We start from the raw sequence: 21,493 nt of genomic DNA on the forward strand, positions 1-21,493 counted from the left end.
GGCGAATTTGTCATGTCCCTTGCCAATTCAGTCATCGGACTTTTAACGTGACTGGCCATGACTCCTGGGATGAGCCGCAGAACCACAATCAAGTCCGCAATCGGGGTAACAGGCGCCCTGGCGCTGGGTATTCCGGTCATGTCCGGAACCGCCGCCGCTGCCGACCCCTCCGATGAATTGACTCTCTGGTACGAAACACCCGCAGCCGACTGGGAACGCGAGTCGCTCCCCATTGGCAGCGGTGCGCTCGGCGCGAGCGTCTTCGGAACGCTCGCCACCGAGCGGCTCACCTTCAACGAGAAGAGCCTGTGGACCGGCGGTCCCGGCTCCGGGGGCGGCTACGACCACGGCGACTGGACCCAGCCCCGGCCCGGTGTCCTCGCCTCCGTCCAGCAGCGCCTCGACTCCGAGGGAAAGCTCACCCCGGAGGCCGTCGCCGCCGAGCTCGGCCAGCCGAAGCGCGGCTTCGGCGCCTATCAGGTCTTCGGCGATCTGGAGCTGGCCGTTCCCGGCGCGCCCACCGGCCCCGACGGCTCGTACCGGCGTTCCCTCGACATCGCGTCCGCCGTCGCCGGAGTCGCGTACAGCCACCAGGGCGTCGCGTACACCAGGGAGTTCTTCGCCTCCTACCCGGGCAAGGTCATCGCGGGACGGTTCGCCGCCGACCAGCCGGGAAAGATCGGCTTCACCCTGCGCTACACCTCACCGCGCGACGACTTCAGCGCCACGGCGAGCGGCGACCGGCTCACCGTGAAGGGCGCGCTCCAGGACAACGGGCTGCGGTTCGAAGCCCAGATCCGGGTACGCACCGACGGCGGCAGCGTCAGCGCGGGGGCGGACGGCACGCTCACCGTCAGCGGCGCCGACCGGGCCTGGTTCGTCCTCGCCGCGGGCACCGACTACGCCGACACCTATCCGGACTACCGGGGCGACGACCCGCACGCGGCCGTCACCGGCGCGGTCGACGCGGCCGCCGGCCGCTCGTACGACGATCTCCGCGCCGACCATGTGAGTGACTACCGCGCCCTTTTCGACCGGGTCTCGCTCGACATCGGCCAGCAGCTCCCCGATCTGCCCACCAGCAGCCTGCTGACCCAGTACACCGGCGGGACGAGCGCCGCCGACCGGGCGCTCGAAGCGCTCTTCTTCCAATACGGGCGCTATCTGCTGATCGCCTCGTCACGCGCGGGCTCGCTGCCCGCGAACCTCCAGGGCGTGTGGAACAACGTCACAGAACCGCCCTGGTCGGCGGACTACCACGTCAACATCAACCTGCAGATGAACTACTGGCTCGCCGAGGTCACCAACCTCGCCGAGACCACGGCCCCCTACGACCGCTACGTCGAGTCGATGCGCGCACCCGGCCGCCGCACCGCACAGGAGATCTTCGAGTCGGACGGCTGGGTCGTGAACAACGAGACCAATCCGTACGGGTTCACCGGCCTGCACAACTGGGCGACGTCGTTCTGGTTCCCCGAGGCCGCCGCCTGGCTCACCCAGCAGATGTACGACCACTACCGCTTCAACGGCTCCACCGACTATCTGCGCTCCACCGCCTACCCGGTGATGAAGGAGGCCGCGGAGTTCTGGCTCGGCTTCCTGCGGACCGACCCGCGCGACGGGAAGCTCGTCGTCACCCCCAGCTACTCGCCGGAGCACGGTGATTTCACCGTCGGCGCCGCGATGTCCCAGCAGATCGTCCACGATCTGTTCACCAATACGCTGGAGGCCGCGCAGACCCTGGGGGACGACCCCGCTTTCCGTACCCGCCTGGAGGACACCCTCGGCAACCTCGACCCGGGGCTGCGTATCGGCTCCTGGGGCCAGCTGATGGAGTGGAAGACCGACGTCGACAGCCAGACGGACGACCATCGCCATGTCTCGCACCTCTTCGGGCTCCACCCGGGCCGGCAGATCGAAGCGGGCAGCGAGTGGGCGGAGGCCGCCAAGGTCTCACTGACCGCGCGCGGCGACGGCGGCACCGGGTGGAGCAAGGCGTGGAAGATCAACTTCTGGGCACGGCTGCGTGACGGCGACCACGCCCACAAGATGCTCTCCGAGCAGCTCAAGAGCTCGACCCTGCCGAACCTCTGGGACACGCATCCGCCGTTCCAGATCGACGGCAATTTCGGCGCCACGTCGGGCGTCGCGGAGATGCTGGTGCAGAGCCAGCACGGACCGGTCGAGGTGCTGCCCGCACTGCCCGCCTCCTGGCCCGACGGCCAGGTGACCGGGCTCCGGGCGCGCGGCGGCGTCACGCTCGATCTCGTCTGGTCCGGCGGCCGGGCGAGCCGGATCGCCCTCCACGCGAGCCGTACGACGGACCTGACCCTGCGCAGCACCCTGTTCCCGGGGGGCGAGCACACGTTCAGGGCGAGCGCCGGACAGACCTACGTCTTCCCCGACGCCTGAGAAACGCCCTATGAGAGGTGGCCCCGCCCGTGCCGGGCGGGGCCACCTGCCGTACCCGCCTCGAAGATCGCGCGCCCCTCCTGCGGAACCCGGCGGCATCCCGCAAAATGGATCCACGACTGGGGGCCCGCATGCCGGCCGTCCGACCCGCTGCCGGACCTTCATCGAGCGAAGGGACAGCATGGACAGCAACGCTCTGACGCCCGACGTCCTGCGGGAGCTGCGCGCGCCGCGCCCGTATCCGGCTGTATCCCTGACGATGCCCACACACCGGCGCGAGCCACGCAGCGAACAGGACGTGGTGCGGCTGCGGAACCTGCTCGCGGAAGCCGGCCACAGGCTGGACGCCGAACCGCAGCTGGACAAGCGGGCGCGCGCCGCGGTCAAGGAGCAGCTCGGCCGGGCCGTAGCCGAGGTCGACCTGCTCCACAAACTCGACGGGCTGCTGATCCTCGCCGACGCGCAGGAGCACCGGATCTGGTATCTGCCGCGCGAGGTGCCCGAGCGCGTCGTCCTGAGCGACACGTATCTCACCCGGAATCTGGTGGCCGCCACCGCGCAGTCCCGGCCGTACTGGGCACTGGCGGTCGCCGCCGACCGCGCCAAGCTGTGGAGCGGCTCCGGCGAGTCCCTGCACGGGCACCGCGGGGACGGCTTCCCCATGACCCCGCCCGAGGAGAGCTGGGACGTCGAGCGTGAGGAACGGATCGGCGACACGCCGAGCACCTTCACCGACGAGGAGACGCGCCGGTTCCTGCGGTCCGTCGACACCGCCATGGGCAAGGTCCTGTCGTGCCGGCCCCGGCCGCTCCACCTGGTCGGCCTCGCGCCCGCCCTCGCCCTGCTGGAGGAGGTGGGCAACGCCAGCCACACGGCCGTCGGCCGGCTCGTCAAGGGCGGTCTGGCGGACGGGCCGGCCCCCGTGCTGCTGAAGGAACTGCGGCCCGTGATCGAGGAGTACGCGCGCCGCGAGAAGGACGAGGTGCTGACCCGTCTGGACGAGGCGAAGGGCCGGCGCACCTTCGCCGCGGGACTCGACGAGGTGTGGGAGTCGGTGCGCGAGAAGCGGGCGGATCTGGTCGCGCTCGAAGACCACTTCCGGCGTACGGCCCGGGTCAGCGACGGCCATCTGGTCCCCGTCGACGACCCGCCCGTGGCCGGCCCCGATGTCCGCGACGACATCGTCGACGAACTGGTGGAAGCGGCTCTGGACAGCGGCGCCGAGGTGGTGTTCCTCCCGGACGACACCCTCGCGGGGCACGACCGGATCGCCGCCGTACTGCGCTACTGACGCACCGCGCACCCTGACCCACCGCGCCCACCGGCACAGGCAGCGGCCGGGCGCCACCGGCCCCGGAGCGTGTGGCGAAAGTCCCGCTACGTTCGCAACACGCCCCGGGCCCGTGACGCCCGGCCTCCCAGCTCCTAGCTCCTGCGGTCAGCGGCGCGTCGGCCGCACCTCCACATCGGCCGCCTTCACATAGCCGATCCGGTGCCCGAACTGGATCTCGTAGTACATCTCCTTGCCCCGCACCACCTGGTGTCCCGTGGTGTCGAAGGTCGGGGCGAAGTAGTACTCGCCCGGCGCGAGGTCACCCACCACATACCGCTGGCCGGCGAGCACCTTGTACGGCAGCGCGGAGACCGTCTGCACCGGAACGCCCGCGGGATACGCCGACGCCTCCGGGTAGGCGCGCCCGTACACCGGCACCTCCGCGACCCCCGCCTTCGGCGTCAGCACCGACGCCTTGGCGCCCACCGCCGTCGGCTGCGTACGCGGGTTGTGGAACCACGCCTTCTGGCCGAGGTACCAGATCGCTGTCCAGTCGCCCTCGCGCCCGGCGACCGCGTACTGCTGGCCGGTCGAGGCGCGGGCCCCCAGGTCATTGACGTCGGTCGTGGAATCCTGGCCGCCGGGGCGCAGCCCGATGTCCTTCACCAGCGGCGCGTTCTCGTCCGGCGCGGTGCGCAGCCGTACGGCGCCCGAGCCGTGCGGGGCACAGGCCTCCCCGGCCTTCTCGCACCCGGTGTACGGCGGCTTGTGGGCCGCGAAGTCGGGCCGGATCGTCACCGCTTCCGCGTTCGCGCCCGCCGTCGGGACGAACGGCTTGCCCAGCAGCTGGAAGTAGTGCGCCCAGTCCCAGTACGGGCCCGGGTCCGTGTGCATCCCCGGGATCGTCGCGGTCGTCGTGCCCGGCACATTGTCGTGGCCGATGATGTGCTGCCGGTCCAGCGGGACGTCGTACTTCCGCGACAGGTACTTCACCAGCCGCGAGGACGTGCGGTACATCGCCTCCGTGTACCAGGCGTCCGGCGAGACGAGGAAGCCCTCGTGCTCCAGACCCACCGACTTGGCGTTGATGTACCAGTTTCCGGCGTGCCAGGCGACATCCTTGGCCGGCACATGCTGGGCGATGTGCCCGTCGGACGAGCGCAGGGTGTAGTTCCACGACACATAGGTCGGGTCCTGCACCATCGTGAGGGTGGTGTTCCAGGAGCCCTCGGTGTCATGGATGACGATGTAGTCGATCGACTGGGACGTCGGCCGCTCCGCCTTGTCGTGGTTGCCGTAGTCGCCGTCGCCGAACTCCGCGTACGCCGCCGGGATCCACTCGCAGGCGACCGAGCTCGGGCACTCGGTCTCTCCCGCCCTGGCCTTGCGCAGCCCGAGCTGTGCGGCCTGGGAGATGTCCGGCGAGATCTGCGGGGCCGCGTGCAGTGCCACCTGCTGGCCGCTGTCCGTGGTACGCCGCTGGCCGTCCTTGATCACCGCGTACACATCATTGGCGTAGGTGGCGGCGGTCGCGGAGTCGTCAGCCCCGGAGAACCGGGCGACCGCTCCGTACCATTCGGCCGGATCGCTGCTCAGCGGCTCACCCAGCTCCCGCTGGGCCGCGGCCAGCAGCGCCGCGCCGCCCCGCACATTGGCGGCGGAGCTCTCGCGCAGCTCCTTGGCGGACAGCCCGGTCAGCTTGGCGGCGCGGTCCAGGGTGCGCAGCCGCGCGGGGAGTTCCGACGTCTTGGGCAGTACGGCCTCGGTGACCGTCTTCACCTTGCGGGAGGTGTCGCCGCGCGGGTCCTCCGTGCCCTCCGAGTGGTGCGGTGCCTCGGCGAGCGCCGTCCTGGCGTCGGTCAGATGCATCGGGCCGTAGCCGCCGGTGACGCTGGGCGCCCCGCTGTGCGTGTCCCAGCGGGACTGGAGATACGAGACACCGAGCAGCACACTCTGCGGCACGTGGTACCGCGCGGCCGCCGCGGCGAACTCACCCTGCAGGGTGCCGGACCGGGGCTGTTCTGCGGTGGCGGAGGGACCGGCCGAGACCAGTGGCAGCAGCAGGGCGGCGGACGCCACGACGCCTCCTGCTCTCAGCGCGCGCCCGCGGCGGGTTCTCGGGCATGGGGGGACGGAACCTTGCAATGCAGCCTCCAGTGACGGGTGGTGCGCGAAGGGCCTGCGGAGGGCCGAGTCGACTACAGGGGTATCGGCTTCCGCACGATCCGTCAATCATGCGCCACAGCAAGGATTTCGCACGTCAGCACGGGTTCGCGGAGTTTCGCGGCGGTGGGGCCCCGGCCTGCGGCGCGTCAGTGGAGTGAACCAATGAAGGTATACGGTCCGTCGCTCGACGGGCGCGGAGGCCGCCCCGGCGGCGGGGGCGCCGGCCTCGCGAACGCGCGGTGCGCCCCGTGTGTCGGCACGGAGCCCACAGCGCCGTCTTCCCCCCGGACAGCCTCTGGGCCGGCCGGGTCAGCGCGTGCCGACCGCGGCCCGCACGGCCCGCCGTGCCATGGCGCAGTCGTCGTGCAGGCGCCGCAGCAGCAGCCGCTGCTCCTCGCCCGCCGACAGACCGCTCTGCCGGGGCGGGGACTGGGCAGGGGGCGAGCCCGTACCGGGGGAGGGCTCGCGCATCGCGCGCTGCACCGCCGTCTCGTACATCCGGATCTCCCTGGTCAGTACGAGCATCAGGTTGACCAGGAACGCGTCCCGCTCCGCCGGCCCGTTGGCCTGGGCGAGCTGGCTGATCTGCCGCCGCGCCGCCGGCGCGTACCCGAGCACCGCCCACAGCGTCGCCAGGTCGTACCCGGGCAGATACCAGCCCGCGTGCTCCCAGTCGACGAGCACCGGGCCGGCCGGGGACAGCAGTATGTTGGAGAGCAGGGCGTCGCCGTGGCAGAACTGGCCCATCCCCTGCCGGCTGCCCGCGAGACCGTGCAGCAGCTTCTGCAGATCATCCAGATCGCGGTCGGTGAACAGGCCCAGCTCGTGATAGCGGGCGATCCGCGGTCCGTACTCGAGCGGCGCGTCGAACAGTCCGGCCGGCGGCCGCCAGGTGTTGAGCCTGACGATGGCGCCGAGCGCGGCCCGCAGATCGGCGCGCGGCGGAGCCTCCACCGGATGGCGGGCCAGCGCCGCCGCACGGCCCGTCATCCGCTCGACCACCAGCGCGCAGTTGTCGGGGTCCGCGGCGATGAGCCGGGGCACCCGCACCGGCGGGCGGTGCCGGACGAAGGAGCGATAGGCAGCTATTTCGTGGCGGAACCGCTCCGTCCATACGGGGGAGTGGTCCAGCAGACACTTGGCGACCGCGGTGGTGCGCCCGGTGGATCCGACGAGCAGGACGGAGCGCCCGCTGCGGCGAAGCACCTGCACCGGATTGAACTCCGGACAGATCCGGTGCACGGCGGTGATCGCCATCCGTAGCTGCGCGCCGTGAGGGCCGGACAAGTCGATCCTCCCGCTGAGCGGTTGGGTGACTGTCCCCGCCCTGAACCGGGTCCGGCCGGCGTGCGCGGGGTCGAGATACGGTCCGCTGCCGGGCGCGACCGTACGCTGCGTCCGGGGCGGGGCGGACACGGAGGACGATGCTGTGTACATGGGCGATACAGATCCCTTCGTGCGCCGATGAGTTACGTGCGCCGTCCCGTCCCGGCGACTGGTCCGCACCCTGGGGAGTACGTCCGGTCGCCGGGACGGGGTGGCGCGTTCCTACCCGACACCGGCGAGCGGGTGGCACACCATCTGGCGCACCCTGGCGAAACCCTGGCGAATAGTCGCTCAGCATCTGACAGGGGGTTAGTGTCAACCCAGCCGAGAACCTGGGGGCTTGACGTGAGCGGAGAACCCAACACCCGTCTGTCGGATCTGTTCGGCCTGGCCGGCTGGTCCAAGGGCGAACTCGCACGGCTGGTGAACCGGCAGGCGGCGGCCATGGGCCACCCGCAGCTGGCCACCGACACCTCGCGGGTGAGGCGCTGGATCGACATGGGGGAGACCCCGCGCGATCCCGTGCCGAGAGTGCTGGCAACCCTGTTCACCGAGCGGCTCGGTCGTGTCGTGACCATCGAGGACCTCGGGTTCGTCAGGAACGGGCGCGCGGGAAAACGACAGGACGCCGGGAAGGCCGACAACCCCGACGCCCTGCCGTGGGCGCCCGACCGGACGGCAGCGGTCCTCACCGAATTCACGGGAATGGACCTCATGCTCAACCGCCGCGGCTTGGTGGGCGCGGGTGCCGCGCTCACCGCAGGTTCCACACTCAGCAGCGCCATGCATGACTGGCTGCACTCCGACCCCGCACTCTCGTCCGACGCCCCCCGGCTGGACGATCCCCTGCCCGCAGAACCCGCCGGGTTCGACCGTTACGAGGCCGCCCCCATCGGGTCGCAGGAGATCGAGGCGCTGGAGCATTCCGTCGAGGTGTTCCGCGCCTGGGACGCCGCCCGTGGCGGCGGACTCCAGCGCAAGGCCGTGGTGGGCCAGCTCAATGAAGTGGGCGGCATGCTCGCCTACCGTCACCCCGACCATCTCCAGCGGCGCCTGTGGGGCGTCGCCGCCAACCTCGCGGTACTCGCCGGCTGGATGTCCCACGACGTCGGCCTCGAACCCACCGCCCAGAAGTACTTCGTCATCGCCACCCATGCGGCGCGCGAGGGCGGCGACCGTCCCCGTGCGGGCGAAGCCCTGTCCAGGGCCGCCCGGCAGATGATCCATCTGGGCCGGCCCGACGAGGCACTCGATCTGATGAAGCTGGCCAACTCGGGATCGGGCGCGGAAGCCCTGCCCCGTACCCGCGCCATGCTGCGCACGATCGAGGCCTGGGCCCAGGCGTCCATGGGACGGGGGCAGGCCATGCGCCGGACCCTGGGCGAGGCGGAGGAGCTCTTCGTCTCCGACAAGGGGGATTCCCCGTCGCCCTGCTGGATGCAGATGTTCGACGAGGCCGATCTCCACGGCATGGAGGCGCTGGCCTTCCGTACCCTCGCCGAATACGAACCCTCGGCGGCGAGCATCGCGCAGCGCCATGCCAAACAGGCGCTGGAGCTGCGGATCGGCGGCCGGCAGCGGTCCAAGATCTTCGACTACATCTCGCTGGCGTCCGCCTGCTTCATCGCGGACGACCCGGAGCAGGCCGACGGCTATGCCCGGCTCGCGCTGGTGTCGATGGGGGAGACCTCCTCGCACCGCACCTGGGACCGGCTGCGGGAGATGTACCGGCTCACCGGCCAGTACGCGGACTACCCGAAGATCGAGAATCTGCGCGAGGAGATCGAGCTGTCCCTGCCGAAGAATCGCGCCAAGAGGGCGAGGAACGCCGCTATTTAGGGCGTCCCGTGCCCCTCCCGGCACCGTGTGCCGCGTCGACGTTCACCCGCCGATTCTGGCGGCCGTCACAGAGGCGGCGTCCGCGCGCCCGTCATCGCCAGGAGCCGCCCGCTCCGGGCCCGTGGTGTCACCGTCGCGCCCCGTCCCGTCGCGGAACAGCAGCGGGGCGCGGCGCTGCGCGGTCCGAACGAGGGACCGTAATAACTGTGGCACAGGCGTACGGGGTCCGTACGGGATTCGGCGATACTCGATCCGATGGTGCTTCTGGCATATGCCACAGGCCGTACGAATCCCGGGTGCCCCCACCGGCAGCGGGTGTTCCCGGCCGTCAGTGCGACGTCGGCGGCTCTTCCATCGCGCGCTTGAGATTGCGCAGCGTGGTCCGGATGTTCCGGGTCTGGAAGGCGGCGAAGGTGTGGCCCCGGGTGGCGATCCGGTCGAACGCGTTCGCCACGGCGTCCGGCCAGGAGCGCCGGTCGTCCGTCCAGGTCTCGGTGACACGGGTGCCCCCGGGCACGGGCTCGAACCGGTACTCCCAGGTGGCGATGGGGCCCCGCAGCCGTGGCGTCCGCATGCCTATCGCATGGACCCGGAAGGCGAACCGTTCCCCGGGATCGGCGGCGGTCACCGTGCACCGCGTGGTCCAGCGCGCGGGACCACGTTTGTTGTGGCCGTCGAAGACCGTCCCGACCGTCGCCTCCCGCTCGTCATGGACGGTCGCTCCGAGATTCTCCGGACTCCACCGGCCCATCAGGGAAGGCCTGCTGACCTGTCCGTAGACCGTGGAGGCGTCCGTCGCGATGACGATGGAGTCGGAAACGGTGAACGTGCGAGGCATGGAATCTCCGATCGTGTGCCGACGACAGTAGCGGCCTCGCGCGCGGGCGGCACGGACGTCGGCGGGGCCTGCCCGCTTCTCGTCCGTGCCGCGCCGTGGCACCCCCGTTCATGACCGCCCGCCAGGGATTACGGGACAGCCCTCAGCCTGCCAGCGGCAGGAGCTTCCGCGAGGGCACCGCCTTCAGCAGTTCCGCTCCCACCGGCTCCCCGCTGTCCGCGTCGAGGAAGCTGACGCGGACGAGGGGGTCGCCGGGGGTGTCTCGGCTGGATGTGGCGTCGAGTGCGAACACCACGGAGACCGGCCGGGCGCCCTCCTGTGTCCCGTACACGCCCGAGAACAGGAGAAAGCGCCAGCCGCCCTCCTCCCAGTGATCCAGCAGAGCCGACCGGACGACGGGTGAAGCGGCCTGCCAGGCAAGGGAGTTCTCCAGCAGTTCGACGCTCGCCGCGACCGGTACCCGGTCCTCTGTCGCGGTGCCGAAGAGCGGATGCCCGAAGACGCGCAGCCTCGCCCGGCGCAGCGGCAGCAGCCACCACCGGTCGAGATCGGCCGAGAGTGCGATCAGGACGACCGCGGCCGTGGCCAGGAACCCGAGCGAGCCGGCGGGCCGCTCGGAGACCGTGGACCACCAGGTGCCGTTCGCCATGGCCGCCGTCACCCCGCTCACCAGCACCACCGCGGCACGCGCGAACGCGCGCCAGGTGATCGGTGTGTCCTCGTTCGCCGAGCAGCCGCAGGAGGACTCCGGCGCCAGCGCCCGCCCGTAGCCGAGATAGCCGAGAAAACCCACGCCGAGGACGGCGGCGGCCGCCCCCGGCACCGGGTTCGTCGGTACGGCCAGCAGCCCCGCGGCGATGAGGAGCTCTCCGGCGCCGACGCCGCGCAGCACCAGCGCTGCTCGCTCGCTGCTGCTCAGCATGCGGGCCAGCGCCGTCTTCGGCGCCTGCAGAACGGTGCCCCGGCTGAAGAGCTTGACCGCGCCGGTCCACCCCAGCAGACCCGCGAGGACCAGCGGGGCGAGGCTTGTCGTCAGGGAGAGCATCTCAGTGCCCGACCGAGATACGGACGACGTCCACGGAGTTGTCGGCCGGCCGCCAGGCCCCGAGGACCTGGGCACTCTGCCCGATGCGCAACTGGGACAGGTCGGACGTGAGCGCGCGGCCCGCGTAGGAGGCGTTCGTGGTGTCCGGGAGGATGCGGCCGACGAGTTCGTGCTGACCGTGGGCGAGGTGCAGCCGGTCCTTCCCGATGCCACGGATCCGGGCGTCGAGGTTCACGATGTTCACCCACACCGCGTCGGCGGCGACGGTGCCGTCGGGCATCGGTACGCCGCGGGCGTAGAGCCCGTCGCCGATCTCGATCTCTGCGGCCGTGGTGGCGCGGACCTTCCACACACTGGTGGCGTTGGTCATCTGGACGCGGGAGCGGTCGCCGTAGGAGCCGGCGACCTCCAGGACGCTGCCGGTGATGCCCGTGATCCGGCCCTCCACGAAGGAGGACTTCGCGATGGCGGGGTCGAGTGACGGCTCGGCGGCGAAGGCGGCGTCGGCGTCGATGCCGCCGAGCGCGGTCGCGCCGATGATGGTGGCGCCGCTGAGGGCGGCGGTGGTGAGGAAGCGCCGGCGGCCGAGGTCGCGGCTGTTGTCCTGGCGAGAGGTCATGACCGGATCGCTCCTCACTCGTAGATGTAGACCGGCAGCTTGCCGGAGCTGAGGTTGCCGAGGACCGAGAAGGCGGCCGGGGTCAGGTCCAGGACGCGGTTGGTGCGGCACGCGCCGTTGCAGCAAGCGGCCTCCCCGCACCACTCCTTGGTGCGCGGTCCGCAGTCGGTGATCGTGATGCACACCGTCGCACCGGAACACTGGTGCTTGACGTTCATCACGGCACCGCAGCCTCTTCGGGGGATGTTCTCGCCGCACAGGTCGGGCCGGGTGATGTCCCAGCAGGCCTGTGACGCGTTGGGCCAGGCGCCGTGGTTGGCACTGGACCGGCAGTTGCCGCAGGCGCCGCCTCCGGCGCTGCCGCACGGACCCCACGAGGATCCGCAACAGAACCAACTCGTTTCACCAGCCCACAGGCTGGTCGATCCGCAAGCCATCGTGTCGCCTCCATGATTGACGAGAGCATGACAAAAACGCGCGAAGGTCGTGCGCCGAAACAGCCCAATGATGAGGGTGTCTACGCGCGTTGGCTAGTGCCGCGACCGGGAATGTTTGCCCGTCGAGGAGCGGCGGCCGGTGCGTGCGATCGCAAGGCGGCCGGAGGCCCTTGTAGCGGAGCTACTCGGGTCTTTGGCCAACGCGGCGAGCGTGCGTGCTGGGCGTCGCGACGGGGCAAACGTTTCCGGGAGGGGCACTAGAGGGCCCGGACATCGGGGCGGCGCGAGCTCGCTGATGCGGAAGGAAATCGGCTCCGGCCGTTCCTGCCCGCCGCGATGTCCGGCGCCCTACTCCGTGGGCAGCCGGTGGAGCGCCACCAGCAGCCGCCAGATCCGCACCGCGATTCCGTCCGGGGTGTCCTCGATCAGACCGTGCAGCCAGTCCGCCAGCACCCCCGTGAAGGTGGCGGCCACCGCCGAGGCGATCAGCTCCGGGGCGGGCGCCCCGGCCAGGGCGCGCTCGGCGCGGCTGCGCTCGCGCAGTTCGCGGTGGAGCAGTTCGCCCAGCGGGCCGCCGCCCCCCGGTCGCAGCAGCGACCGGTAGAGCGCGGCGTGCGGGGTCAGGCCGGTGAAGAACGAGCCGAGCGCGGGCGGCGGTACGCGCGGATCGGGGACGCCCCGCCACGCGTGCAGGGCGTCCACCGCGTCCCGTACCACCTCCGCACAGGCGTCGACGGCCAGCGCCCGCAGATCGGTGTAATGCAGATAGAACGTGGCCCGGCCCATCCCCGCGCGGCGCACCAGCTCGGCCACACCGACCTCTTCGAGCGGCCGCTCCGCGCAGGTGTCGAGGAGCGCCTGCCGCAGTCTGGCCCGGGTCCTGGCCGTACGGGGATCGCCCGCGGGTCCGCCGCCCCCGCCGGGTGTGTCCGCCGGCGCGCCGCTCAATCCGCCGCTCATCCCGCCGCCAGGACGGCGGCCAGGGTGATCGCGCCCGGCAGCGCCTGGACGAGCAGGATGCGCCGGTTCGCGGTGACCCCGCCGTACACACCGGCGACGACCACGCAGATCAGGAAGAATATCTGGACGCGGTACCCCGTCGGGTCGGCGGCGATCAGGCCCCAGAACAGACCGGCGGCCAGGAAGCCGTTGTAGAGACCCTGGTTGGCCGCGAGGGGCGCGGTCGCGCGGGCCATGTCGGCATCGAATCCGGAGAGCCCGCGACCGGGCTTCCGCTCCCACAGGAACATCTCCAGCACCATCACGTAGACGTGGAACACGGCCACCAGGCCGACCAGGATATTCGCGGCTGTCTGCATGATCGGATCTCCTACGCTCGCTCAACTGGACAGGTGTCCATGAAGTATAGACACCTGTCCAGAAGATCGGGCCCGAAGTCGCTACGGCAGCCGGAAAGCGTCGGCCAGTGCGTCGAGTTGGGCCGTCAGCAGCGTCCCTGCCCGATGTCCCATCCCCGCGTACTGGCCGGACACCTCCAGGCTGACCGCGCCGTGCAGTTGGGTCCAGGTCAGGACGGCTCCGGCGAGCGCCGTGCCGGAGCCCGGGTCCTGCGCCCCCAGGCCGGTGTGTTCCCCGAGCCAGTCGGCGACCGCCCCGTCCCGGCGTACCCACGCGTCCATCTCGGCGACGACCGGGCGTACGGCATCGGTGGGCGAGGCCCCGGCGAACACCCTCAGGAGCGGCCCCAGGGCGGCCCGCGCCCTCAGCAGGGTGTCGGGGGGAGCGGCGTATCCGGGGACGGGTGTGCCCTGGATCAGCTGGTAACGGTGCGGCTCGGCCACGGCCCAGTCGCGGTACGCGCCGGCGAGGACATGCAGCGCGGCGCGGGCGTCCTCGCGCGGCGCGCTGTCCGTGGCGTGCTCGACGGCCAGGGCCACCTCGTCGTACGCGTCCCTGATCAGGGCGCTGAGCAGATCGTCACGGCCGGCGAAGTACCGGTAGAGGGCGGGGCCCGAGAGGCCCATGTCCTTGGCGATGCGGGTCAGCGCCACCGACTGCACGCCCCCCTCGGCGAGCTGCTGGAGCGCGGCCGCCTTGATCTCCGCGCGGGTCTGCTCGCGGTAGCGCGCCCGGGGGGTCTGGGTCTCGCCGGCCATGGTGTCCTCCTGTATCCGTGACGGTGTCTAACGGATGTTACAGGGCATAGGTCAGCCACTTGCAATGCGTCATAGCAAGAGTTACGGTCCATAACAGAAGCGAGGGTGTGTCAGTCCACCAGGGTTTGCGCGCCACTCCGTCCGATCGAGAGGAAATCGCCATGTCTGCCGCCGAAAGCAACCTCCATGTCGTGCTGGGCGCCGGCCCCGCCGGCACCACACTCGCCGCCGAGCTCGCCCGCCGCGGCCACGCCGTACGGCTGGTGGACCGCGCGGGGTCGGGCGACGCCCCGGAAGGCGTCCAGCGGTTCGCGGCCGATGTGAGCACGCCGGAAGGGGCACTGGCCGCCGTGGCGGGCGCCGCCGTCGTCTACCACTGCGTGAATGTCGGCTATCACCTCCAGGTCGAGGTGATGCCCCGGATCCAGCGGGCGGTGCTGGCCGCGGTGGAGAACACCGGCGCGCGCCTGGTCGTCCTGGACTCCCTGTACCCGTACGGCGAGACACGGGGCGACGTGATGACGGAGGACACCCCCTGGCGGGCGACGACCCGCAAGGGCCGGATGCGGGCGCGGCTCGACGAGGTCTATCTCGCGGCGCACCGCGAGGGGCGGGCCCGGGTCGTCCTCGGCCGGTCTGCCGACTTCGTCGGTCCCGGAGTGCTCAACTCGACACTGGGCGGGGCGGTCTTCCCGGCCGCCCTGACCGGCGGCGAGGTCCTCGGTCTCGGCGATATCGACCTGCCGCACAGCTATACGGACATCGGCGATGTGGCGGCCGGACTGGCCACGCTCGGTGAGCGCCCGGAGGGCGACGGACGGGTCTGGCATCTGCCCACCGCGCCCGCGGTCACCACCCGCGAGATCCACACGATGATCCAGGAGCGGGTGGGCGGTCCCTTCACGACGGTCGTTCTCGCCGAGTCCCGCCCCTTCGGGCCGTTCGACGAGGTCTTCATGGACGAATACGCGGAGATGTTCTACCAGCACACCGAGCCGCAGATCGTGGACTCGTCGGCCTTCGAGCGGACCTTCGGCGTACGGCCCACCCCGCTGTCCGTGACCCTGGACTCCACGCTCGACTGGTACCGCGGCCTGCTCGCCCTTCCACGGGGCTGACGCGGCGTGCCGGGGCAAGCCGAAGCCCCCAGGAGAAGCGCGTCCTGGGGGCTCGGGCCAACATTTCCCCGGTGGGGGCGCTTGGAGTTAACCCGGCACAGTCTGGCACCGGGGATGATCAGGTACGGGCGTGCCGCGCCGCGCTCACCAGATGGACTCGACCCATTCGGGGTGGTCGATGAACGGGTTGCGGTTGTGCTGGTACTGGTCAAATATGACCTGGTTGCGGCGCTGCTCGAAGGAGTCCGGCGGGTCCTCGTCGTTCCACTGCTTCAGCACGGACAGTTTCCCCATGGCGGGGCTGGAGCCGTTGTTGACCCTCTCGTTGGGCTCGAGGTCGGCCCAGGAGTCGTCGCCCTCGTACCGCACGGCCATGTAGAGGATCATCCGGGCGACATCGCCCTTCACCGCGTCGCGCGGCTCGAAGGAGTCGGAGTCGGTGTAGTTGCCGGGTGCCCCGGAGACCGAACTCCCGCCGTTGTCGAAGTCCTTGTTCCCCCGGATGGAGTTCACCTGGACGTCTTCCGGCCGCAGGTGGTGGATGTCGGTGCCCGGGCCGGCCGAGGTGCCGAAGTTGCCGTGGGACTGGGCCCAGACGTGCTCACGGTTCCACTGGCCCACGTTGCCGCCGTTGCTCGACTTCGACTGGGACCTGCCGGTGTACAGCAGGATCACGTTCGACGAGTTCGCGGGGTCCTGGTCCGTGACCTTCAGCGCGTTCCAGACCTGGTCGTAGCTGATCTTCGACTGGGTCTTGATGATCGTGTGCAGGCTCGCCTTGAGCTGCGGTCCGGTCTTGCCGAGGGCGGCCTGGTAGTACGTGTCGTCCAGAGCGGCCGTGGCCGAGGCCGAAGCCGTGGGGGCGGCCGCGGACGGGGTGACGGCCGGTGCGGCGGCCGCGGTGGTGGCGAGCACCGCGGTGGCCGCGCAGACGGTCAACAACGTGCGTCGGGTGAGACGTTGGCGACGGGCCATGTGAGGGCTGTCCTCTCCGGGGGACCATCTCGGCGCGCGGTCACGGGGTGGGGACGGGCGCTGTCGTGGTCGTGAGGTAACGGTTCAGCGGGAGCCTTCCACAGGACCCGTGGAGCTTGTGTGAACATCAGGCGTCAGTCATGTGCAGGTCAAGTCAAGGCGGGGATCGGTGGCCGGTCGCCCGGTTGCGGAGGGTCTGCGTTCATATGGATGAGCGGCGGACACAAATCTGCCCAACTTTGGTCCATACCAGCTTCTTGACGGCCCCTTGGACCCTTACTTAAATCAAGTATTGAATTAAGCGCCTGAGATGGTCCCCTGGACCTCTCGGCGTGCAATGTCATGCGCATGACCCCCCATGTGAAGTGATGTGATGACTGTGCGAACCCCCCTGGGGCGCCGACTGGCCCTGTCCGCTCTCGCTCTCCTGTGCTGTTCCGGCGTGCTGGCAGCCGTGCCGGCAGGAGCCGCCGCCGCGCCTGAGCCGCGTACGAAAGCGGCCGCCGCGGCCGCCGCGGTGACGTTCACCGACGACTTCAACGGTCCCGCGGGATCGGGTGTCGACGGCGGCAAGTGGCAGATCGAGACCGGCGACAACGTCAACAACCACGAGCGGCAGTACTACACCGCCGGCAACAACAACGCCGCGCTCGACGGCCAGGGCAACCTGGTCATCACCGCGCGCAAGGACAACCCCGGCAACTACCAGTGCTGGTACGGGCGGTGCGAGTACACCTCGGCGCGGCTGAACACCTCCGGCAAGTTCACCTCGACGTACGGACGGGTCGAGTCGCGGATGAAGATCCCGCGCGGCCAGGGCATCTGGCCCGCGTTCTGGATGCTCGGCAGCGACATCGGCAACGTCGGCTGGCCCAACAGCGGTGAGATCGACATCATGGAGAACGTCGGCTTCGAGCCCGGCACCGTCCATGGCACCCTGCACGGCCCCGGCTACTCCGGCTCGGGCGGCATCGGCGCCGGCTACACCCTGCCGGGCGGACAGGCGTTCGCCGACGCCTTCCACACCTTCGCGATCGACTGGTCGCCCAACTCCATCAAATGGAGCGTCGACGGCAACGTCTACCAGACCCGGACGCCCGCCGACCTCGGCGGCCGGCAGTGGGTCTTCAACAAGCCGTTCTTCATCATCCTGAACCTCGCGGTCGGCGGCTACTGGCCCGGCGACCCGAACGGCAGCACCCCCTTCCCGTCCCAGCTCGTCGTCGACTACGTGCGCGTCAGCACGAACGACGGTGGATCGGGCGGATCGGCCGGCACGATCACGGGTCTGGGCGGCAAGTGCGTGGACGTGGCGGCGGCCAGTTCGGCCAATGGCACTCCGGTGCAGCTGTACGACTGCAACGGCTCCGCCGCCCAGCAGTGGAGCGTCGCCGCCGACGGCTCGCTCCGTGCGCTCGGCAAGTGCCTCGACGTCAAGGACAACAGCACCGCGGACGGCGCGCAGCTCCAGATCTGGGACTGCAACGGGAGCGCCAATCAGCGCTGGGCCCTCCCGGACGCCCGTGACGTCGTGAACATGCAGGCCAACAAGTGCATGGACGCGACCGGCAACAGCTCCGCCAACGGCACCCGTCTGCAGATCTGGACCTGCACCGGAGCCGGCAACCAGAAGTGGACGGTGAACCGCGCATGACCTCCGTACGCAGACCCTGGAAGCGCCTCAGATCCCTCGCCCTGCTGGCCGCGCTGCCCCTCGCGCTCGGCGCCTCCCTCCTCACCACGCCCACCCCCGCCACCGCGGCGGTCGCCGCGGTCGGCACGATCACGGGTCTGGGCGGCAAGTGCGTGGACGTGGCGGCGGCCAGTTCGGCCAATGGCACTCCGGTGCAGCTGTACGACTGCAACGGCTCCGCCGCCCAGCAGTGGGACGTCGCTTCCGACGGCTCGATCCGCGCGCTCGGCAAGTGTCTCGACGTCAAGGACAACAGCACCGCGAACGGCGCGCAGCTCCAGATCTGGGACTGCACCGGCAGCGCCAACCAGCGCTGGAGCGTCTCGGCGGCGCGGGACATCGTGAACACGCAGGCCAACAAGTGCGTGGACGTGACCGGTAACAGCTCCGCGAACGGCACCCGTCTGCAGATCTGGACCTGCACGGGAGCGGCCAACCAGAAGTGGACCGCGCCCTCGGGCGGCGGCGGCACCCCCGGGCCCAGCGGACCCATGGCCGTCGCGCCGTATATCTACAACGGCTGGGGCAGCCCGCCGAACCCGACCACGGTCATGAACGCGACCGGCGTCAAGTGGTTCACGCTGGCCTTCGTGCTCAGCAACGGCTACTGCAACCCCCAGTGGGACGGCGGACGGCCGCTGACCGGTGGTGTGGACCAGCAGACCATCAACACCGTGCGCGGCGCGGGCGGCGATGTCATCCCGTCCTTCGGCGGCTGGAGCGGCAACAAGCTGGAGAGCTCCTGCTCCAGCGCGGGTGAGCTGGCCGCGGCGTACCAGAAGGTCATCAACGCGTACGGCCTCAAGGCGATCGACATCGACATCGAGGCCGCGGCGTACGACAGCCCCACCGTCCAGCAGCGGACCGTGGACGCCCTGAAGACCATCAAGGCCAACAACCCCGGCATCAAGGTGTACGTCACCTTCGGCACCGGCCAGAACGGCCCGGACACCAGTCTGATCAATCGCGCGGCCTCCGCCGGCCTGACCGTCGACAGCTGGACGATCATGCCCTTCAACTTCGGCGGCGCCGGGCAGAACATGGGCACCCTCACCACCCGTGCCACCGAGGGTCTGAAGACCGCGGTCAAGAACGCGTACGGGTACAGCGACGACCAGACGTACCGCAGCATCGGCATCTCGTCGATGAACGGCATCACCGACAACAACGAGACGGTGACCGTCGCGGACTTCCGCACCATCCTCGCCTACGCCCAGCAGCACCACCTCGCCCGGCTGACCTTCTGGTCGGTCAACCGCGACCGGCCCTGCACCGGCGGCGGAGCCGACACCTGCTCCGGCGTGAGCCAGCAGGCGTGGGACTTCACCCGCGTCTTCGCCCAGTACACCGGCTGACCGGGCGAGGAGACACCGTGAACACACTCTCGTACGGCGGCGGAACCCTTCGCCGCCGCTACCGGCGCCTGTCGCCGGTCACGCTCGGGCTGACCGTGCTGGCCCTGGTCCTGTCGCTGGTCTCTCTCGACCAGCGGGAGGCCGCGGCGGGTACGGCCGCCGCCGCGGCCCTGCCCACCGGCTGGGTCACCGTCACCAACAAGGCGAGCGGCAAGTGCGTGGACGCCCGCGCCGCCGCCACCGGTAACGGCACCGCGGTGCAGCAGTACGCCTGCAACGCCAGCCTCGCCCAGAACTGGAGCCTCACCGCGACCAGCGGCGGCTATGTCAGGTCCGGCAACCGCAACGCCGACAACCAGGTCTGGGACGTGAAGGACGTCTCGGTCGCCGATGCCGCCGCGATCCAGCTCTGGACGTACAGCAACGGCAACAACCAGCAGTGGCTGCCGGTGGCGGAGGCCGACGGCGCGTACCACTTCGTCAACCGGAACAGCGGCAAGTGCCTCGATGTGCCGAGCGCCTCGACCGCCGACAGCGTCCAGCTCCAGCAGTACACCTGCAACGGCTCCACCGCCCAGTCCTTCCGGGTGGAAGCCGCAGACCCGGCGCCGCCCGCGGGCACGCCGGATCTTGGCCCCAATGTCGTCGTCTTCGATCCCTCGATGTCGGCCGCCTCGATCCAGAGCCGGGTGGACGCCACCTTCCGGCAGCAGGAGACCAACCAGTTCGGCACCCAGCGGACGGCCTTCCTGTTCAAGCCCGGTACGTACGACGCCAATGTGAATGTCGGCTTCTACACCCAGGTCGCCGGCCTCGGGCTCTCCCCGGACGACGTCAACATCCGGGGCGCCGTCCATGTCGAGGCCGACTGGTTCCCGCCGCAGAACGCCACCCAGAACTTCTGGCGCAGCGCCGAGAACCTGTCCGTCACTCCCACCACGGGCACCGACCGGTGGGCGGTCTCGCAGGCCGCCCCGTACCGCCGGATGCATGTCCGCGGCGATCTCGCGCTGGACGACGGCGGCTGGGCCAGCGGCGGGTTCATGGCCGACACGAAGGTGGACGGTCAGGTCAGGTCCGGCAGCCAGCAGCAGTGGCTGTCGCGCAACACCGAATGGTCGAGCTGGAACGGGTCGAACTGGAACATGGTGTTCGTCGGAGCGCAGAACGCGCCCGCGAACAGCTTCCCCAGCCCGCCCTACACCACGGTCGACCAGACCCCGCAGATACGGGAGAAGCCCTTCCTGTACGTCGACGCGGCCGGCGCCTACAAGGTGTTCGTCCCCGCGCTGCGTAACAACTCCAAGGGAACGACCTGGTCGGCCGGTGCTCCGGCGGGTACGTCGATCCCGCTGGACCAGTTCTACATCGCCAAGCCCGGCGCGACGGCCGCGGACATGAACGCCGCACTGGCGCAGGGCAAGAACCTGCTCGTCACGCCCGGTGTCTACCACCTCAACCAGACCCTGAAGGTCACCCGGTCCGACACCGTCGTCCTCGGGCTCGGCCTCGCCACACTCATCCCGGACAACGGCATCACCGCGATGTCGGTCGCCGATGTGGACGGAGCGAAGGTGGCGGGCCTGCTCATCGACGCGGGCCCGGTGAACTCCCAGCGGCTGATGGAGGTGGGCCCCGACGGCTCGAACCAGAGCCACGCGGCCAACCCGACCTCGCTGCACGATGTGTTCTTCCGCATCGGCGGCGCGGGCGTCGGCAAGGCGACCACCAGCCTGGTGGTGAACAGCCGCAATGTGATCGGTGACCATATGTGGATCTGGCGCGCCGACCACGGCAGCGGGGTCGGCTGGACCACCAACACCGCGGACACCGGTCTGGTCGTGAACGGCGCCGATGTCACGATGTACGGCCTGTTCGTCGAGCACTACCAGAAGCATCAGACGATCTGGAACGGCAACGGCGGCAAGACGTACTTCTACCAGAACGAGATGCCGTACGACCCGCCCAACCAGGCGGCCTGGATGAACGGAAGCACTCAGGGATACGCCGCCTACAAGGTGGCCGACTCCGTGACCAGTCACCAGGCGTTCGGACTCGGCAGCTACTGCTTCTTCAACGTCAACAGCAGTGTGACGGCGGAGCACGCGTTCGAGGTGCCCAACAATCCCAATGTCCGGTTCCGCAACATGGTGTCGGTGTCCCTGGGCGGCACGGGGACCATCCGGCATGTCATCAACGACAGGGGAGGTCCGTCGAACTCGGCCACGAACGTGGCCAATCTCGTCAGCTACCCCTGACGGATGATCCGCATGCCCCGGG

17 protein-coding genes are annotated in these 21,493 nt (G+C 70.2%); 7 read left to right on the forward strand and 10 right to left on the reverse strand.

Translation table 11 applies throughout. From position 1 onward, the window contains the following. The first annotated feature begins 138 nt into the window (after positions 1-138). Positions 139-2,412 (forward strand): glycoside hydrolase N-terminal domain-containing protein, encoded by a 2,274-nt coding sequence (locus ACFVWW_RS23390; RefSeq protein ID WP_386879345.1) that lies wholly within the window; start codon positions 139-141, stop codon positions 2,410-2,412. A gap of 181 nt (positions 2,413-2,593) precedes the next feature. Continuing rightward, positions 2,594-3,703 carry a chemotaxis protein gene (locus tag ACFVWW_RS23395; protein ID WP_386879344.1) on the forward strand — a complete coding sequence of 370 codons (1,110 nt, stop codon included), beginning with the start codon at positions 2,594-2,596 and terminating at the stop codon, positions 3,701-3,703. Positions 3,704-3,850: 147 nt separating this feature from the next. Here the strand turns inward: ACFVWW_RS23395 and ACFVWW_RS23400 are convergent, their stop codons facing one another. Both ACFVWW_RS23400 and ACFVWW_RS23405 read right to left on the reverse strand, forming a co-directional pair. Next, a complete protein-coding gene (locus ACFVWW_RS23400) occupies positions 3,851-5,830 on the reverse strand; it encodes an N-acetylmuramoyl-L-alanine amidase (protein ID WP_384337136.1) in 1,980 nt (659 codons plus the stop codon). A 330-nt stretch (positions 5,831-6,160) separates the two neighbouring features. Beyond that, positions 6,161-7,288: an aminoglycoside phosphotransferase family protein gene (locus ACFVWW_RS23405; protein WP_386879343.1), complete on the reverse strand. Its 1,128-nt coding sequence runs from the start codon at positions 7,286-7,288 to the stop codon at positions 6,161-6,163. 234 nt (positions 7,289-7,522) lie between these two features. Between ACFVWW_RS23405 and ACFVWW_RS23410 the strand changes: the two genes are divergently transcribed. After that, positions 7,523-9,016, forward strand: a complete 1,494-nt coding sequence (locus ACFVWW_RS23410; protein WP_386879342.1) for a hypothetical protein — start codon at positions 7,523-7,525, stop codon at positions 9,014-9,016. 328 nt (positions 9,017-9,344) lie between these two features. Here ACFVWW_RS23410 and ACFVWW_RS23415 read toward each other — a convergent pair whose 3' ends face one another. From ACFVWW_RS23415 to ACFVWW_RS23445, 7 genes are all read right to left on the reverse strand, one after another. Beyond that, positions 9,345-9,854: an SRPBCC family protein gene (locus ACFVWW_RS23415; RefSeq protein WP_386879341.1), complete on the reverse strand. Its 510-nt coding sequence runs from the start codon at positions 9,852-9,854 to the stop codon at positions 9,345-9,347. A 142-nt stretch (positions 9,855-9,996) separates the two neighbouring features. Further along, complete coding sequence (locus tag ACFVWW_RS23420) at positions 9,997-10,899, reverse strand: MauE/DoxX family redox-associated membrane protein (protein ID WP_386879340.1); 903 nt, start codon at positions 10,897-10,899, stop codon at positions 9,997-9,999. Between the two features lies 1 nt (position 10,900). After that, positions 10,901-11,518, reverse strand: a complete 618-nt coding sequence (locus ACFVWW_RS23425) for a cell wall protein (protein WP_386879339.1) — start codon at positions 11,516-11,518, stop codon at positions 10,901-10,903. Between the two features lie 14 nt (positions 11,519-11,532). Further along, a complete protein-coding gene (locus ACFVWW_RS23430; RefSeq protein ID WP_384190310.1) occupies positions 11,533-11,736 on the reverse strand; it encodes an RlpA-like double-psi beta-barrel domain-containing protein in 204 nt (67 codons plus the stop codon). Between the two features lie 567 nt (positions 11,737-12,303). Beyond that, a complete protein-coding gene (locus tag ACFVWW_RS23435; RefSeq protein WP_386879338.1) occupies positions 12,304-12,903 on the reverse strand; it encodes a TetR/AcrR family transcriptional regulator in 600 nt (199 codons plus the stop codon). Between the two features lie 8 nt (positions 12,904-12,911). After that, positions 12,912-13,274, reverse strand: coding sequence for a DUF1304 domain-containing protein (locus tag ACFVWW_RS23440; RefSeq protein WP_384337148.1), 363 nt, complete (start codon positions 13,272-13,274; stop codon positions 12,912-12,914). An 81-nt stretch (positions 13,275-13,355) separates the two neighbouring features. Beyond that, complete coding sequence (locus ACFVWW_RS23445; RefSeq protein ID WP_386879337.1) at positions 13,356-14,072, reverse strand: TetR/AcrR family transcriptional regulator; 717 nt, start codon at positions 14,070-14,072, stop codon at positions 13,356-13,358. A gap of 161 nt (positions 14,073-14,233) precedes the next feature. On the opposite strand from ACFVWW_RS23445, the gene ACFVWW_RS23450 reads away from it, so the two are divergent. Next, entirely contained in the window at positions 14,234-15,190 is a 957-nt protein-coding gene (locus ACFVWW_RS23450; RefSeq protein WP_386879336.1) for an NAD-dependent epimerase/dehydratase family protein, read from the forward strand. Between the two features lie 144 nt (positions 15,191-15,334). Here ACFVWW_RS23450 and ACFVWW_RS23455 read toward each other — a convergent pair whose 3' ends face one another. Beyond that, entirely contained in the window at positions 15,335-16,165 is an 831-nt protein-coding gene (locus ACFVWW_RS23455) for an endonuclease I family protein (protein WP_384190299.1), read from the reverse strand. A gap of 379 nt (positions 16,166-16,544) precedes the next feature. On the opposite strand from ACFVWW_RS23455, the gene ACFVWW_RS23460 reads away from it, so the two are divergent. The 3 genes from ACFVWW_RS23460 (at position 16,545) to ACFVWW_RS23470 (ending at position 21,471) form a co-directional block, all read left to right on the forward strand. Continuing rightward, on the forward strand, positions 16,545-17,819 hold the full coding sequence (locus tag ACFVWW_RS23460; protein ID WP_384190373.1) for a ricin-type beta-trefoil lectin domain protein: 1,275 nt from the start codon (positions 16,545-16,547) through the stop codon (positions 17,817-17,819). Next, positions 17,816-19,213: a ricin-type beta-trefoil lectin domain protein gene (locus ACFVWW_RS23465; protein WP_384190296.1), complete on the forward strand. Its 1,398-nt coding sequence runs from the start codon at positions 17,816-17,818 to the stop codon at positions 19,211-19,213. Before ACFVWW_RS23460 ends, ACFVWW_RS23465 begins: the two co-directional genes overlap by 4 nt. 95 nt (positions 19,214-19,308) lie before the next feature. Then, on the forward strand, positions 19,309-21,471 hold the full coding sequence (locus ACFVWW_RS23470) for an RICIN domain-containing protein (RefSeq protein ID WP_384190370.1): 2,163 nt from the start codon (positions 19,309-19,311) through the stop codon (positions 21,469-21,471). Positions 21,472-21,493: the final 22 nt, after the last annotated feature.

Origin of the sequence: Streptomyces sp. NPDC058198 (assembly GCF_042882605.1) — a bacterium.
Taxonomy (GTDB): domain Bacteria; phylum Actinomycetota; class Actinomycetes; order Streptomycetales; family Streptomycetaceae; genus Streptomyces.